Below are 16,112 nucleotides of genomic sequence, written 5' to 3'. Positions count from 1 at the left end.
CAAGAACCCCGCCCAGGTCCAGAGCCGCGTCACCAAGTACCAGCAATTCACCCAGATCCTCGGCGTCGCCCCCGGCGGCAACCTGTACTGCTGAGATCCCCGGTTCCGAAGAACACGGCGCGGCCCGGGAGTCCCGGGCCCGCGTCTTCATACCTCACGCTCCGTCAGATATTGGATCGGCAAGCCCTCTTGTCGCCTTGGCATGACACCGTCATTCTTGTCGCCGGGCCGGGTTCTACCCGCATAGACAACCGGCCGTACCTCGCACGTCCCTGCACAGGCTCACCCCCCCACCTCACAGGAGACTCGCGTGACCAAGCACCGGTACCGGTACAGAACGACCGTCGTGTGTGCCGCCCTCTCCGCTCTCAGCCTCCTCGCCGTCCCGGCCACCTCGGCCGCGGCAACCGCCCCGGCCTCCTCCGCGGAGCGCACGGCGCCCGCCTCCGCACACCCGGCGGACGGCATACGCGCCAAGGCCGTCGCGGGCATCGAGGACCGTACGGCCCGAACCCTCGCCGCGTCCCTCGGCCGGCCGGCCTGGCGCACCGAGGTACGCCACGCCGCCCTCGCCTCGCCCGCGGTGACGCTGGGATCCCTCGCCAACAGGCCCGGATCACCTGCCGCCGATGGCCTGAGATCCGCCATTGCCGATGCCGACCGCGACCTCGCCCGGGCCAAGGGCCTCCGCGCCGGTACGGGCTCGCTCCTGCAACTGCGCCTCGGTGACAGCTCCATGCGCCGGGCACTCGGGGCAGGAGCCGAGCCCCTGGTGGCAGCCGCACCCTCCGACGACGACACCACCGCCGTCACCGCCTACGACAGCCGGGGCCGCACCCATCTGCTCGATATGCGGAAGGTCCCCGACCGCCCCGTCTATGTGATCGACCTCGACGGTGACAAGGCCGTCGCCGCAGGCATGGCCGTCCTGCGCGAGCAGTTCGCGGCCCACGGCCTCACCGGCCCTGCGGCGGCTCCGGCGGCCGCCTCCGCGAATGGATTCTGGACCAGCCGCATCTCCTCGGTCCGGCTGTCCGACGACGAGGAACCGTGGGTCAAGGGTGACGCCGAGATCTACTCCCTGGTGACCGGATTCGGCCTCGACGGCAAGGTACGCGTCGACCCGGTCGACATGCCGTACCTCGACGAGGACGGGAAGACCTACAGCCCCAACCAGATCCTGGTCAACTGGTCGTCCTACAAGTACAACCTGGCCGACGTCGTGATGATGGAGGAGGACGGCAGCACCAACTACCGGGCGCTTGCCACCGCCATCGCCGGTGTCCTGCTCACCATCGCCGACCTGGGCGCGTACATTCCGCTGGTCAATGCCGTCCTGGACGCCATGCCCGACGACTGGTGGACCGACGATCCGGACTACGTGGACTCCTGGTACACACTCGCCCAGTCGCTGTCCGGCTCGTCCGGCGGCGCTCGGGGCAACGGCTCGATGACACTGGAGCCCTACTGGGTCTCTGGCTTCTGACGCCTCTCAGGACGCTCCGGTCCGCCCGCCGGTCGGCGCGGCGGACCGGAGCTTTCCTCCGCCGGCGGCCACGCCCCGGCATCAGGTGCTCGTCGTACCGCCCGGACTCCGGGGCCCCGGCTGCGCGCCGATGCGTGCGGTCGCCCAGTCGAGGCGGAGGATGGCCAGGTCGTCCGTGTGGCGCCCGGCGTTGAGCTCGCTGACAGCGGCGATCAGCCGGTCGAGATGACTGTCCGGGTCGTCCGAGGACAGACGGTTGATGAGCGCCAGGAGGCCGTCCGGACCGAGTCGGTCGCCGCCGTCGCCCGCGTGCCCTTCGAACAGGCCGTCGGTGTAGAGAGTCAGCGCTCCCACCCGGGGAAGCCGCAGGACCGTCGGGGGCCAGTGTTCGACTCCGGGTGCTATGCCCAGGCCGATCCCGTGCTGGGCCACGATCTCCACGGTCGCGCCGGAATCCGTGAGCAGCGGTTCGTGGTGGCCCGCGAGGTGGATCGTGGCCGTGCTCGCCGACAGGTCGAGGGTGACCAGCGAGCAGGTCGCGAACATGTCGGTCTGGGCGCGTTCCGCCACCAGCATGCGTTCGAGCAGACGCAGCAGTTCATGGCCCCGGTGGCCGCCCAGGAGCAGTGCGCGCCAGGTGATGCGCAGGCAGACCCCCAGAGCGGCCGCGTCGGGACCGTGACCGCTGACATCGCCGATGACGGCGTGCACGAGTCCGTCGTCGGTCTCGACGACATCGAGGAAGTCGCCGCCCAGCAGGGCACGTTCACGGCCCGGCAGATAGCGGCTGGTCGCCGTGACGACGGGGGTCCCGGCGATGCCGAGCATGGGCTGCGGGAGCAGGCCCCGCTCCAGCCGGGCGTTCTCCTGCGCGCGCAGATGTCCGGCCTGGAGGGCGGCACCGGCGCGTTCGGTCTGCTTTCGCTGCACGGCGTAGCGCACTGCTCGCTGCAACAGCTCGGGCTCGACCTTGTCCTTGACCAGATAGTCCTGGGCGCCCGCCGCCAGCGCGTCGGCGCCCGCCTGCGACTCGGCCAGACCGGTCAGGACGATGACGGCCGCCTCCGGCGCCGCCTCCTGGATCGCCGACACACCGCTCAGCCCCACCGCGTCCGGCAGATGCAGATCCAGCAGGACGCAGTCGACCGCCCGGCCCTCCAGCTCGGTCCGCGCCTCGCTCAGCGTCTTGTGCCATTGCAGGGTGTACGCGAGCTCGGTGTCGGCGAGATATTCGCGCACGAGTACCGCGTCTCCCGCGTCGTCCTCGACGAGCAGAATGCGGTACTGGGGATCGGGCGAGCCGGCGGGCATCACGGTCTCGGTTCTCCGGTGGTGTCGTCGCCCTCGACGGGTGTCTGGACAGGAAGGGTGAAGAGGATCCGCGTCCCCTTGCTGTGAGTGGTGTCGATGGCAATGGTGCCGCCGTGGAATTCCACGATCTTCTTGCACATGGCCAGGCCGATACCACTGCCGGGATAGGCGTCCTTGGTATGCAGACGCTGGAAGATGACGAAGACCTTGTCCGCGAACTCCGGGCTGATACCGATGCCGTTGTCCTCGACCGCGAATCTCCACAGATCGCCGTCGCGCTCCGCCGCGACGTGAATGCGCGGCTCGCGCTCGGGGCTACGGAATTTCACCGCGTTGGCGATCAGGTTCTGCCACAGCATGCCGAGCTGTGTGGCATCCCCCACAACCGTGGGCAACGGATCGCGGGTGATCTCCGCGCCCGACTCCTCGATGGCGACACTCAGGGCCTCCGCGGTGCGGTCGGCGATCGTCTCCAGCTCGACGACGTCCTGCTGGTTGTGGACGCGCCCGACGCGGGAGAACGCCAGGAGATCGTTGATGAGCCGCTGCATGCGGTTGGCGCCGTCGACGGCGAAGCCGATGTACTGGTCCGCCCGGTCGTCCAGCTGCCCGGCATAGCGGCGCTGCAGGAGCTGGGTGAAGCTCGACACCTTGCGCAGCGGCTCCTGAAGGTCGTGCGACGCGACGTAGGCGAACTGCTCCAGTTCGGCGTTGGAGCGCCGCAGGTCCGCCGCCTGCTCGTCCAGCAGCCGCCGTGACTCCTCGGCGGAGCCGAGCTCGTCCGACAGGCGCTGCCGCATCGCCTCCACGTCTCCGGCCAGCCGGCGAAGGTCGGCGGGCCCCGTCGCGGTGATGGCGTGATCGAACCTGCCCTCGGTGACGAGCCGTACGTCCCTGCCGAGCCGGGCCAGCGGGTCGGTGATGCCCCGCCGCAGTCCTTCGAAGACCAGCCCGGCCAGCACCAGGATCAGCAGGCCGATCGTGATGAACACCCCGTTGCGCAGTTCTGTCGCCCGGTCGAGGTCGGCGCCGGCCGCGGTCCGCGCGTCCTGAAGGTAGTCCTGCTGCCGGCTCATCGACTGCCGGAGAGCGTCGAACGTGGTCTTGCCCTCCACGGCCCGCCGGGTGGCGAGCGTCACAGCGGGACCGGGCGCCGCTGCCGCGATCGGGCGGGCGATCCGCTCCTGCCACCTCTCCACCTGCGCCAGCACCGTGTCCAGGTCTGCCTGGGCGCGTTCGTCACCACGGACCAGCGGACGCAGCCTGTCTCTGGCCGCGTTCTCGTCGGCCAGGCCCTTCGTGTACGGACCGAGGAACTGCTGATTGCCGCTCAGCCCGTAACCGCGTATGCCTGTCTCCTGGTTCAGGAGCGCCGCTTCCAGCCTCACGGAGTTGATCAGTGCGGGCGAGCGGACCTCGACCAGCTGATGGGTGAGGTCCGAGGTGTGGCTGGTCGTCCATATCCCGATGGTGCCGAGGACCGCCAGCACCGCCAGGGCCGCGCCCACACCCACCCGCAGCCACCGCCGGGTCGTCCAGGACGCCCACCCGCGACCGTCTCCGGGTCTGTCGCCGGTTTCCTCTGTCACCACGCTGTTCTGCCCTCCGCTTGGCCGCTGTCCGAGCCCCCGCGGCAGGCGCCACTTTAGCTGCTGTACGACAACTGTTGTTGTTCTCCGCTGCGCCGCCCACCTAAGGTGAGGTTGCCTGCTGCCGCAGGCGGGACCCGGTTACGGCGGACACTCGCCACCGCCCCGAGCACCACCCACCGACCGCACCGGAGCCGATGATGATGACCGCCACCGCACGCCCTTACGACGTGCTGCTGGTCGAGGACGACCTCGCCGACGCCATGCTCATCGGGGACGCTCTCTCCGAACGCGGTGCCCGCAACCTCACCCAGGTCGAGGACGGGATGGCCGCCCTGGACTATCTGCGCAATCCCGAGAACCCCAAGCCGGATCTGATCGTGCTCGATCTCAACATGCCCCGCATGAACGGCCGGGAACTCCTCGCCATCATCAAGGAGGACCAGGCCCTGCGCACGATCCCGGTCGTCGTCCTCACCACGTCGGCCGCACCCGACGACGTCACGGGCGCGTACGAGAGCCATGCCAACGCCTATGTGACGAAGCCCGTCAACCTCGACGACTTCAACCGGGCGGTGCAGAGCATCGACGCGTTCTACCTCGACACCGCGACGAAGCTCCCGCGCGAGTAGCAGGGCTCCTGGAGCGCCCTGCCCCTGCGGGGCAGGGGTCAGATCCCGTAGGGCTGTGTCGGCGCGTCCAGGTCCGCCTTGCGCAGGCGGTACACCTGGAGCCGGAGGTCGTAGTACTTCTCGGTCTCGCCGACCCATGCCATTCCCACGCGCCGGGCGGTCGCGGCACCCCTCGCGTTGTTGGGCCGTACGACCGCGAAGAGCTCGTCGATCCCCGACGCGAACGCGTGATGGGCGACTCCGTGGCCGGCCTCGGCCGCCAGTCCCTTGCCCCAGGCGTCCGGAGCCAGCTGCCAGGCGATCTCGAGGTCGACGTCGTACGGGGGCAGCGGCAACAGTGCGGCTCCCCCGACGAGTTCGCCGGTCTCCCGAAGGACGACGGCCCAGCGCCCCTGCGGCTGCTCGCGGGTCTCGGAGTCGGCGATCCAGTGATCGATCATCGCCCGCATGGTCTGTGCGTCCGCCACGCGTTCCACGGCCGGCGCCAGCCAGCGGGCCACGTCGTCGGAACCGTAGACCGACAGGGCCGGCTCGGCGTCCTCCCGCTCCCAGGGCCGCAGAATGAGCCGCGGCGTAAGAATCCGGGAGCCTTCGACAACGACGCGGTGCTCGGACTCAGACATGCCGCCACATTAGCACCGGCCCTTTTCCCGAACGGGCAGCGAGGCGCTACGGCGGGTTTGCGGGAATGCAGGTCACCGCGTCTCTTCGCAGAGGGGCCGGAGCACGACAATCGAATAGGCCCGTGCTGCGCGATAGGCACGCGTGAATCCGGCCCGCGAATGCGTCAGGAAATACCGACCGCTCCCGATTCCCGGGCCGACTGGCAAGCGGCGGGGAAATGCGTGGGCCGGGGAAGGAAGTGGTCCCAGTCCATGGCGGGGAACAGTTCGGCGGCCGTTTGGAGCAGGCGCTGCGGCTGGCTGTGCAGACCCGTGACGGTGAGGGAGCCCTTCCGGGCACGGGCGGCGTCGCGCTGCTCCTGGAGCAGACGGAGGCCGGTGACATCCATGAAGGGAGTGTTCTCCAGGTTCCAGGTCACGTCCGTCACCGTGGCCGGCAGGGTCACAGCCGCCTCGATCTCGGGCAACGACTCGAAGTCGATGTCCGTGTGGAACGTGACGGTCGCGGTGGTACCGCTGATGGTGGTGGTGGTCTTCATGTGGGGCGGCCCCCCTTGCGGGGTCGGAAGCCCACGGCGGCCGGAGATGTCGCGTACCGGTCAGCGATGGAGGGGGCCGAATGCCCGTGAAGGGGGCAACGTTCGGAGAACCCCTGTCCCCAGAACCTCTTTGCCAAAGAACCGGACACAGCCTCTTCTTCCTCCCAGCGTTGCACAGCGAGGACGGGCGGCGCCACCCCTCCCCGTCCCGTCGGCCTCACGCACGGTCATCTTCCCCCTGTTCAGGGCGGGTTGAGGGCGACGCGCGGAGGGTCAACACCGTCTCTCCCGGCGGCCGGAAGGCTTCCCGTCCGCTGTCGTAGGGTGATCGTGTCGCCGTCACCGGACAGAGAACCCGAGGTTTCCGTGCGCCAGCTCACCATCGTGACCGGAGGCAGCCGTGGCATCGGCGCCGCGATCTGCGCACGGCTCGCCGCCGACGGCCACGACGTCGTCGTCGGCTATGCCTCGGACGCCACCGCCGCCGAAACCGTCGCCACCACCGTCCGCGAGGCCGGCCGCCGCTCGCTCGCCGTGCGGGTGGACACCTCCCACGAGGGCGATGTCGACCGGCTCTTCGACGCCGCGGCCGAGCTCGGCACCGTGACCGGGCTGGTCAACAACGCCGGCGTCAGCGGGCCCAACGGACCGCTGGCCGAAGCGGACGCCGACGGCATGCGCCGCGCCCTCGAGGTCAACGTCCTCGGGTATCTGCTGTGCGCGCGCCGTGCCGTGCGCGACATGACGCGGACCGGTGGAGGCGCCGTCGTCAACGTCTCCTCGGCGGCGGCGACGCTCGGCAGCCCCGGCCAGTACGTGCACTACGCGGCCGCGAAGGCCGCCGTCGACACCATGACCATCGGTCTGTCCAAGGAGGTGGCGGCCGACGGGATCCGGGTCAACTGCGTTGCCCCGGGCGTCATCCGGACCGGCTTCCACGCGGACCCGCAGCGCCCCGACTGGATGGCGCCCTCCATCCCCATGGGCCGGGCCGGGCAGCCCGAGGAGATCGCGGGCGCCGTGTCGTGGCTGCTCTCCGCTGACGCCTCCTTCGCGACGGGGACGATCATGAGGGTCGCCGGCGGAATGTGACGGGCTCCGGGTCGCCGGCCGCGACTCCTCGACGGGGCACCCGGCCCGCCGGTCAGGGCACCCGTCGGCGGCGTCCCAGCCAGGTCTGGGCGATGATCACCACGACCAGGAACGCCCCGCTGGCCACCTGCTGGTATGCCGAGTCGAGCGAGCCGATCTGGTTGATGATGTTCTGGATCACCTTGAGCAGCAGCACACCCACCAGTGAGCCGCTGACGAAGCCCATACCGCCGGACAGCAGCGTCCCGCCGATGACGACAGCGGCGATCGCGTCCAGCTCCATGCCGATGCCGAGGATGGTCACGCCGGAGGTGAGCCAGGCCGCGTTGAGCACGCCCGCGAGGCCGGCCAGCGCCCCGGAGAGCGTATAGACGATGATCTTCGTACGGGCGACGGGCGTGCCCATCAGCGCCGCCGCGTCCTCGTTGCCGCCGACGGCGTAGACGTGCTGACCGAAGCGGCTGCGGCGCAGAGCGACCGCCCCGATCACGAAGAGCACGACCGTGATCCACACGGGCGTCCCGATGCCCAGCACCTTGCCCTGGCCGAGCTGCGCGAAGAACGCGTCCTTGTCGACGAGATAGGTCGTTCCGCCCTCGTCGGTGATGTTCAGCATCACTCCGCGGGCGGCGAGCATGGTCGCCAGCGTCACGATGAACGGCGCGAGCCGCGCCTTCGCGATGAGCAGTCCGTTGACGAGGCCGACGAGTCCGCAGACGGCGAGCGGGAGCACGATCGCGACAACGGTCCCGTACCGCGATCCCCAGGCGGCCAGCACTCCCCCGAGGACGAAGACCGAGCCGACGGACAGGTCGATGCCGCCGGTGATGATGACAAAGGTCATTCCGAGCGCCACGACGGCCAGGAAGGCGGAGGAGACCGCCATGTTCTCGAGGTTGTCGCCGGTGGCGAAGGAGTCGAAGGAGAACGAGGCCACGGTGGCGAGCACGACGAGTGCCACCAGCGCGCCGTGCTGCTGGGCCAGTGCGCTCAGCCGCTCGCCGCGGCCGCTTCCCGGCGTGTCCTCGTCCGTCGTCGTCGCGAGGGGGGCGGGCTGCTCCTTCATGACGGTCACCGCTTTCCCCTTTCCCGTGCCGCGTAGACGGCGAGGACGATCACGGCGCCCTGGGCGATCTGCGTCCAGGACGGCGGCAGATCGTGCTTGATGAGAGTCGCCGTGAGCAGCTGGATGAGCACCGCTCCGGCGACCGTGCCGGCGATCCGCACCCGGCCGCCCGACAGCGGGGTGCCGCCGACCACCACGGCGGTGATGGCGGACAGTTCCATGAGGTTGCCGAGCGAGGTCGGGTCGCTGGCCTGGAGGCGGGCGGTCGCGAGGAAGCCGGCGACCGCCGCGAGCATGCCGCAGCAGATGTACACGAGGACGAGCACCCTGCGTACGGGAAGACCCGCGAGCTGAGCCGCGGGCCGGCTGTCGCCGATCGCCAGCAGCTGCCGTCCGAAAGTGGTGCGGCGGACGGTGAACCCGACGACGAGAGCCAGTCCGACGGCGATGAGCACGACGTACGGGATGCCCGCGATGTCGCCCGACCCCAGCGAGGCCATGCCGGGATTGCGCACGTCCTTGAGCTGCGGCAGCAGGACGAGAGCGAGTCCGCGCACGCCGACCATCAGGGCCAGTGTGGCCACGATGGGCTGGACCCCGACGAACGCGATGAGCGAACCGTTGAGGAGACCGACGGCCGCGCCGCCGACCAGGACGACGAGCAGGGCGAGCCAGGGACCGTAGCCGAGATAGAGCGCCAGCAGTGAGGTCGACAGGGCCATCACGGACCCGACCGACAGATCGACCCCCTCGGTCCCGATGGCGAGGGCCATGCCGAGGGCCACGATGAGGATGGGGGAGACCTGGACGGCCTGGGTGCGGAAGTTCTCGCCGGACAGGAAGTTGTCGGTGAAGGCGATGTTGAACACCAGCAGCACGACCAGGCCGCCGTAGACGCCGTACTCCTGGAGCCGGCGCAGCAGTACGGCCCGGTCCGCCGGGACCGCCTTGCGCAGCGCGACGTCAGCCATGCGTGACCGCCTCCTCCTCGGCCGCCGCGGCGATCGCCTGCATCAGCCGGTCCTCGGTGACGTCGTCCCCGGACAGTTCGCCGACGACGGCGCCGTCCCTGAGCACCACCACTCGGTCGGAGCCCTCGATCAGCTCCTCGACGTCGGAGGAGATGAGCAGGACTCCCAGACCGTCCTCGGCGAGTTCGTCGATGAGCTTCTGGACCTCGGCCTTGGCGCCGACGTCGATGCCGCGGGTGGGTTCGTCGAGCAGCAGCACCTTGGGATGCATGGCGAGCCAGCGCGCCAGGAGCACCTTCTGCTGGTTGCCGCCGGAGAGTTCGCCGACCTTCTGGTGCGGTCCGGACGCCTTGATGCGCAGCCGATTCATGAAGGTGTCCACGACGGCGTCGATGCGTGTGTCGGAGACGAGGCCGAAGCGCGACAGGCGCGGCAGGGCCGCGAGCGCGATGTTCTCCCGGACCGACAGGCCGGGCACGATGCCTTCGGCCTTGCGGTCCTCGGGGAGCAGGCTGATGCCCGCCCGGATCGCGGCGGGTGTCGAACCGGTGCGCAGCGCGGTGCCGGCGACCGTGATCCTGCCCGAACCGAGGGGCAGCGCCCCGGCGATGGCCTTCGCCGTCTCGCTGCGGCCCGAGCCGAGGAGCCCGCCGAGACCGAGCACTTCGCCGGGGCGTATGCGCAGGGAGATGTCGTGGAGCTGGTGGCGCCGGGTGAGGCCCTCGGCGAGCAGGACGGGTTCCTGCCCGGTGTCGTGGGTGCCGGAGAACTTGGTGACACCCTCCGCGCGTACCTCGCCGAGCGGCCGGCCCAGCATCAGGGACACGAGGGTGAGACGGTCGGTCTCGGCGAGCGGCCCGGTGTGGACGACGCGGCCGTCGCGCAGGACGGTGACCGTGTCGCACACGGCGTACAGCTCCTCCAGACGGTGGCTGACGTAGACGACCGCGATGCCCTGGTCGCGCAGCCTGCGGATGACGCCGAAGAGGGTCTCGACCTCCCGTGGCTCCAGTGAGGAGGTGGGCTCGTCCATGATGACGACACGTGCGTCCACCGAGACGGCCCGGGCGAGGGCGACCATCTGCTGTGCTCCGACGCCGAGTTCGCGCAGGGGCCTGCGGACGTCGACGTGTACGCCGTACTCGCGCAGGGTCCGGTCGGCCTCGCGGTGCATGCGCCCGAAGTCGATCAGGCCGAAGCGGGTGCGGGGCTCGCGGCCGAGGCAGAGGTTGCGGGCCACACTCATCAGCGGGATGAGGTTGACCTCCTGGTAGATGGTCGAGATGCCCGCGTGCTGGGCGGCGAGTGGTGTCGCGAAGGACACCGGTTCGCCCAGGTGGAGAAGGTCGCCCTCGTCGGGGTGGTGGACGCCGGTGAGGACCTTGATCAGGGTGGACTTGCCGGCGCCGTTCTCGCCGACGAGTGCGTGCACCTCCCCCGCGCGGGCCGCGAAGGTCACGTCGTCGAGCGCCACGACGCCGGGGAAGCGCTTGGTCAGGCCCCGGACCTCCAGTACGCCCCGTGCCCCGCCGGCGGCCGGATCGACCGGGGGTCCCGGTCGGGCCCCGGCGCGGGGTTCCTTCGGTGCTGCGCCCCCGTGCACGGTTTCTCCCCGGGCTCCCTGTCCGGTCCCGTCCCCGGAGTCCTCCGCGGTCACGTTCAGTACGCCTTGCCGAGGTCGCCCTTGGCATTGCCCTGGGTGTACTCGCTGTCCTGGATCACGATGTTCTCGCCGACCTCTTCGCCCTTCGTGAAGCTGTCGAGGGTCTGGAAGGCCAGTGGGCCGAAGCGGGGGTTGGACTCGACAACACTGTGGATCCAGCCGTCGACGATGCCCTGGACGGCGTTGCGTGTTCCGTCGATGGTGACGATCTTGACGGTTCCGGCCTTCTTCCCCGCGCCCTTCAGGGCGTTCACCGCGCCGAGGCCCATTTCGTCGTTCTCGGCGTAGATCCCGGTGATGCCGGGCTTGGACTGAATGAGCTGTTCGGTGACCGACTGGCCCTTCTCGCGGGCGAATTCACCGGTCTGCTCGAAGACGACCTTCAGGTCCGGGGCCTTCTCCGCCATCCGGTCCTTGAAGCCCTTGGTGCGTTCGGTGGTGACGTTGTTGCCAGGAGCGCCGAGGAGGATGGCTATCTCCCCCTTGCCGCCCGTGGCCTCGATCATCCGGTCCGCGGCGCGCTTGCCCTGCTCGGTGAAGTCGGAGCCGATGAAGCTGATGTAGTCCTTGCAGGGCTCGGCGTTGATCTTGCGGTCGATGGTGACGATCGGGATCTTCTTGGCACTCGCCTGCTGGAGCACGGGTCCCCAGCCGTCGGAGTTCAGCGGGGCGATGACCAGCAGGTCGGCTCCCTTGGCGATCAGGTCCTGGACGTCACTGATCTGCTTGGAGAACTGCGACTGGGCGTTGGCCGTGAGGAGTTTGACGGACCGTTGCCCGGCCTCGGCCTTGATGGACGCCGTTTCCGCGATGCGGAACGGGTTGGCCTCCTTCTCGGACTGCGAGAAGCCGACGGTCGCGCCCTTGAGGTCGAGCTTCTTGCCGCCGTAGGCGTCGATGCCGCACTTCTCGCCGGTGCTGTTCTCGGCGACCTTCTGGCCGCTGTCCTGTGTCGCGCCGGAAGCGGAGTCCTTGCTGTCGGCCGGGTCGTCCTCGGACTTGGCGCAGCCCGTGGACAGCGCGAGGGTCGCGGCGAGACCGACGGAGAGAAGGCTCTTGGTGATCGTGAGGCGGGCGTGCGGCTTCATGGGACTCCCCATCTCAAGGCGCCGAGGGCCGGGTGGTGGACCACATCCGGGATGGTTTTACATCGTTGGAAGGACGCTGTAAACACCCCGCGCAGCAACTGGTGTCCGACGCGACCGCACAGCAGACCGCGCAGGCCAGGGAGTTGACGACGCGTCAGGCCGGCTTGCGCCCCAGTGTGCTCTCGCGTTCCACCAGGGCGAACCCCGGCTGGAGCTCCCGCGAGGTCCGCGCCACGGCGCCGTCCTGGTCCCGGTCGAGCCGGCTCGCCAGGGACTCGACCGCGAGGCGGGCGATGGCTTGTTTGTCCGGGGCGATCGTCGTCAACGACACTGCTCCGAACCGGGATTCGGTCACATCGTCGAAGCCGACGACGGCGATGTCCTCGGGCACCCGCAGCCCGCGTTCGTACATCACCCGCATCGCCCCCACGGCGACCAGGTCGTTGTACGCGAACACCGCGTCGGGAACCACTCCCGAGTCGAGCAGATGCGCCATGGCGAGGGCGCCGTCCTCGCGGCCCCAGCCCCGGCTGTGCACCACCAGCGCCTCGTCGATCGGCACTCCCTGGGCGGCCAGCTCCGCCTGCCAGCCGAGATGGCGCAGGTGAGCCGGTTGATGGACGCGGTCCTGACGTGCGCCGAGAAAGGCGATACGACGGCGACCGAGGTCCAGCAGATGGCGCACGGCGGCTCGTGCCGCGGCGATGTTGTCGATGGCGATGTGGTCGTACGGCAGGTCGTAGCGCCGCTCGCCGAGCAGCACCATCGGGATGTCGTCCGCCCGCGCGGCGAGATCCTCCGTCTCCAGTTCGAGGGGGCTCAGGATCAGCCCGTCGATCACCCGGGACCTGAACCCCTGGCAGACGAGGATCTCCTGCTCCCGACTGCCCCCGGTGTGGTCGAGCAGCACCGTGTAGTCGTGCTCCGCAGCCGCGTCGATGACCGCTCCGGCGAGCTCGGCGAAGTACGGGTTGCCCAGCTCGGGAACGGCCAGCGCGATGATCCCGGTACGCCCTTTGCGCAGATGGCGGGCGGTGAGATTGGGGCGGTAGCCGAGTTCGTCGATGGCCTGCTGCACCCGGGTGCGCATCGCCGGTGTGACGTGCGGATAGTTGTTCACGACGTTCGAGACGGTCTTGATCGACACACCGGCCCGCTCGGCGACGTCCTTGAGGCTCACCCTCACCCGACACTCCCATCCCGCTTGTCATGCACCTGGACAGGGCGCAGGAGGCGTGCTGTCATGCCAACTGCCCTTGTTTCCAACGTTATACAAGATGGTGGGGACAACCGGCAGAGCCAGCACCCGCTTCTCCGTTTCCCGGAGGTTCCGTGCGATCACTCTCCCCTCGTCCATGGCGCAGCCTGCCCGGCTGGGCCGTCGCCCTCCTCTGCGTACTCGCCCTTCTGCTCACCACGACCGGTCCGGCCGCCGCTCAGAACGAGGCCGCGGAGCCGGTGGCCGCACACGGCCTGAAAGGCGACTACTTCGTCCAGTCCGCCCCCGGCGCCTTCGACTTCGGCACCCTGAAGACCACGGCCGTCGATCCGTCGCTGGACTTCAACGACCTCGAACCGCGACTGCGCGCCCGCACCGGCCAGGCCGACGACGCCAGCGTCCGCTGGACCGGCCGGATCACACCGGAGAAGACCGGCGCCCATGTCTTCTCGATCACCGGTGACAACGGATTCCGGCTGTGGATCGACGGCTCGCTCGTCATCGACCACTGGGTCGACGACTGGGACCGCGAGCAGAACTCGCAGCCCGTCGCGCTCGACGCCGGCCGCGCCTACGACATCAAGGTGGAGTACTTCGAGCACTTCGGCGGCTCCAACCTCCATCTGCGCTGGACGCCTCCGGGGGATGAGAAGAAGGCCGTGCCCCAGTCCGCGTTCACCCTGCCCGACGGCTTCGACTACGACGGACCGACCGCGGTGGCCGTCGAGAAGACCGGCCGCACCCTCACCCTCGACTTCGCCGAGCCTCTCGCCGCTCCCCCGGCCGGACTCGACGAGCATCTGGACATCGAGATCGGCGGCACCGAGTGGCCGCGGGGTGCGGCCCGGCTCGACGCGGCCGACCCGAAGCGGCTGATCGTGCCGCTGGACGAGCCGGTCGTCGGTGGTCACGGCGGCTCCGCCGATGTCCGCTACGACGGCCAGGGCGGCCTCACCCGCGCGGACGGCAAGGCGGTCGCGGCGTTCTGGACCAGCGGCCCGATCAACTCGACGTACCAGCTGAAAACGCCCTGGGCCTCGCAGGTGGGACCGGACAACGCTCTCCCCGAGTACCCGCGGCCGCAGTTGACCCGCAAGGACTGGCAGAACCTCAACGGCCGGTGGCAGTTCGCGGGCGCGGAGGCCGGTGAGCTGCCGCCGTTCGGGAAGCAGCTGCGCGAACGCATCCTGGTGCCGTACCCGGTGGAGTCCCAGCTCTCGGGTATCCAGAGGCACGAGGACCGCATGTGGTACCGCCGCACCTTCACCGTGCCGCAGAACTGGCAGGTCGGTGACGGCAGGCGTCTGCAGCTCAACTTCGACGCGGTCGACTGGCAGACCACCGTGTACGTCAACGGCAAGAAGCTCGCCGACCACAAGGGCGGCTACGACCGCTTCAGCGTGGATGTGACCGACGCGCTCAAGGGGCGTGGTCCACAGGAGCTGATCGTCGGCGTCTACGACCCGACCGACGCGGCGGGTGGCGAGAACCCTCCGATGGGCAAGCAGCGGCTCGACCCGAGCGGCATCTTCTACACCTCCTCCTCGGGCATCTGGCAGACGGTGTGGATGGAGCCGGTCGCCGCCGACCGCGCGACGGACGTGAAGACCACACCGGATGTGACAGGCGAGAAGGTCGCCGTCGAGGTACGCGGCACCAGGGCCGGCGTACCGGTCACCGCGGTCGCCTACGACGGCCGCCGTGAGGTGGGCAGGGCCCGGGGCACCACCGGGAAGCCGCTCACCGTCCCGGTGCCGGACCCGCACCTGTGGTCACCGGCCGATCCGCATCTGTACCGGCTCGAGGTGTCCGTCGGCAGGGACCGCGTCGGCAGCTACTTCGGTATGCGCAGCGTCGAGGTCAAGACCGTCGACGGCAAGCAGCGCACCCTGCTCAACGGCAAGCCCGTCTACTCCATGGCCACCCTCGACCAGGGCTTCTGGCCGGACGGCCTGCACACCGCGCCCACGGACCAGGCGCTCGCGTACGACCTGAAGATGCACAAGGCCATGGGCTACAACTCGGTCCGCAAGCACATCAAGGTGGAACCCGACCGCTGGTTCTACTGGGCCGACAAGCTCGGTCTGCTGGTGTGGCAGGACATGCCGTCCATGCCGAGGACGCCGCAGGGGGCCGCCCGTACCCAGTTCGAGCTGGAACTGAAGCGGATGATCGAGCAGCACGACAGCCATCCCTCGGTGATCATGTGGGTCACGTTCAACGAGGGCTGGGGCCAGTACGACCAGGCCAGGATCGCCGACTACGCCAAGTCGCTCGATCCGACCCGGCTGGTCAACAACATGAGCGGGGTCAACTGCTGCGGCGCAGTCGACGGCGGCAACGGTGACATCGCCGACGCGCACGGCTATCCCAGCGCCCTGCTGCCCGCTCCCGACGGGAAACGGGCCCTGGTCAGCGGCGAGTACGGCGGTCTCGGCCTCGCCGTGCCAGGACACTCCTTCCCGGTCCAGCACACCTATGTCGGTGTCGAGAAGGACAAGTACACCGACGTGTACATCGACCGGCTCAACGAGGTCGGGCAACTGGCCGCGTGCAAGGGCGGCAACGGCGCGGTCTACACCCAGATCACCGATGTGGAAGGCGAGTTGAACGGTCTGATCACCTACGACCGCAAGGTGGTCAAGTCCGATGTCGGCCGCCTCAAGACGGCGCACGAGGCGCTGATCAAGGGCGCCGAGAACGGCACGCTCACCTGCGCCAACCCCTGATCCGCGTGGTCCGCCCACCTCACCTGGCGAGGTGGGCGGGCCGCGCCGCCGCCAACCCAGGCACCCGCCCACCCTCCCCCCATGCCAGTCTCTTATAAACAAAT

At 69.4% G+C, this 16,112-nt stretch carries 13 protein-coding genes and 1 pseudogene; 5 read left to right on the top strand and 9 right to left on the bottom strand.

Annotated elements, in window-relative coordinates; translation table 11 throughout:
• Both ACFWU3_RS18235 and ACFWU3_RS18230 read left to right on the top strand, forming a co-directional pair.
• Positions 1 to 94, top strand: a pseudogene (locus ACFWU3_RS18235) (chitinase); the annotation flags it as partial.
• 216 nt (positions 95 to 310) lie between these two features.
• On the top strand, positions 311 to 1,486 hold the full coding sequence (locus tag ACFWU3_RS18230) for a DUF3103 family protein (protein WP_384438056.1): 1,176 nt from the start codon (positions 311 to 313) through the stop codon (positions 1,484 to 1,486).
• A gap of 81 nt (positions 1,487 to 1,567) precedes the next feature.
• On the opposite strand, the gene ACFWU3_RS18225 is transcribed toward ACFWU3_RS18230, so the two are convergent.
• The gene (locus ACFWU3_RS18225) at positions 1,568 to 2,797 is read right to left on the bottom strand and encodes a PP2C family protein-serine/threonine phosphatase (protein WP_384438053.1); all 1,230 of its coding nucleotides are present in this window, start codon (positions 2,795 to 2,797) and stop codon (positions 1,568 to 1,570) included.
• The gene (locus ACFWU3_RS18220) at positions 2,797 to 4,389 is read right to left on the bottom strand and encodes an ATP-binding protein (protein ID WP_384438050.1); all 1,593 of its coding nucleotides are present in this window, start codon (positions 4,387 to 4,389) and stop codon (positions 2,797 to 2,799) included. The genes ACFWU3_RS18225 and ACFWU3_RS18220 overlap by 1 nt, the downstream gene beginning before the upstream one ends.
• A 197-nt stretch (positions 4,390 to 4,586) precedes the next feature.
• On the opposite strand from ACFWU3_RS18220, the gene ACFWU3_RS18215 reads away from it, so the two are divergent.
• Positions 4,587 to 5,018, top strand: coding sequence for a response regulator (locus tag ACFWU3_RS18215; protein WP_384438047.1), 432 nt, complete (start codon positions 4,587 to 4,589; stop codon positions 5,016 to 5,018).
• Positions 5,019 to 5,056: 38 nt separating this feature from the next.
• Here ACFWU3_RS18215 and ACFWU3_RS18210 read toward each other — a convergent pair whose 3' ends face one another.
• Positions 5,057 to 5,641 (bottom strand): GNAT family N-acetyltransferase, encoded by a 585-nt coding sequence (locus ACFWU3_RS18210; protein WP_384438044.1) that lies wholly within the window; start codon positions 5,639 to 5,641, stop codon positions 5,057 to 5,059.
• Positions 5,642 to 5,805: 164 nt separating this feature from the next.
• Positions 5,806 to 6,180 (bottom strand): STAS domain-containing protein, encoded by a 375-nt coding sequence (locus tag ACFWU3_RS18205; RefSeq protein WP_384438041.1) that lies wholly within the window; start codon positions 6,178 to 6,180, stop codon positions 5,806 to 5,808.
• Between the two features lie 366 nt (positions 6,181 to 6,546).
• On the opposite strand from ACFWU3_RS18205, the gene ACFWU3_RS18200 reads away from it, so the two are divergent.
• The gene (locus ACFWU3_RS18200; RefSeq protein ID WP_384438038.1) at positions 6,547 to 7,272 is read left to right on the top strand and encodes an SDR family oxidoreductase; all 726 of its coding nucleotides are present in this window, start codon (positions 6,547 to 6,549) and stop codon (positions 7,270 to 7,272) included.
• 52 nt (positions 7,273 to 7,324) lie between these two features.
• Here ACFWU3_RS18200 and ACFWU3_RS18195 read toward each other — a convergent pair whose 3' ends face one another.
• The 5 genes from ACFWU3_RS18195 to ACFWU3_RS18175 form a co-directional block, all read right to left on the bottom strand.
• Complete coding sequence (locus ACFWU3_RS18195) at positions 7,325 to 8,338, bottom strand: ABC transporter permease (RefSeq protein ID WP_384438089.1); 1,014 nt, start codon at positions 8,336 to 8,338, stop codon at positions 7,325 to 7,327.
• A gap of 5 nt (positions 8,339 to 8,343) precedes the next feature.
• The gene (locus tag ACFWU3_RS18190; RefSeq protein ID WP_384438035.1) at positions 8,344 to 9,309 is read right to left on the bottom strand and encodes an ABC transporter permease; all 966 of its coding nucleotides are present in this window, start codon (positions 9,307 to 9,309) and stop codon (positions 8,344 to 8,346) included.
• Complete coding sequence (locus tag ACFWU3_RS18185) at positions 9,302 to 10,822, bottom strand: sugar ABC transporter ATP-binding protein (protein ID WP_384438086.1); 1,521 nt, start codon at positions 10,820 to 10,822, stop codon at positions 9,302 to 9,304. The genes ACFWU3_RS18190 and ACFWU3_RS18185 overlap by 8 nt, the downstream gene beginning before the upstream one ends.
• A gap of 146 nt (positions 10,823 to 10,968) precedes the next feature.
• Complete coding sequence (locus ACFWU3_RS18180) at positions 10,969 to 12,060, bottom strand: ABC transporter substrate-binding protein (protein ID WP_384438032.1); 1,092 nt, start codon at positions 12,058 to 12,060, stop codon at positions 10,969 to 10,971.
• A 154-nt stretch (positions 12,061 to 12,214) separates the two neighbouring features.
• Positions 12,215 to 13,246 carry a LacI family DNA-binding transcriptional regulator gene (locus ACFWU3_RS18175; RefSeq protein ID WP_384438029.1) on the bottom strand — a complete coding sequence of 344 codons (1,032 nt, stop codon included), beginning with the start codon at positions 13,244 to 13,246 and terminating at the stop codon, positions 12,215 to 12,217.
• A gap of 23 nt (positions 13,247 to 13,269) precedes the next feature.
• Between ACFWU3_RS18175 and ACFWU3_RS18170 the strand changes: the two genes are divergently transcribed.
• Positions 13,270 to 16,008 carry a PA14 domain-containing protein gene (locus ACFWU3_RS18170; protein WP_384438026.1) on the top strand — a complete coding sequence of 913 codons (2,739 nt, stop codon included), beginning with the start codon at positions 13,270 to 13,272 and terminating at the stop codon, positions 16,006 to 16,008.
• Positions 16,009 to 16,112 lie beyond the last annotated feature (104 nt).

The organism is Streptomyces sp. NPDC058685 (assembly GCF_042714725.1).
Taxonomy (GTDB): domain Bacteria; phylum Actinomycetota; class Actinomycetes; order Streptomycetales; family Streptomycetaceae; genus Streptomyces.
This window is presented reverse-complemented; position numbering and strand designations above follow the sequence as displayed.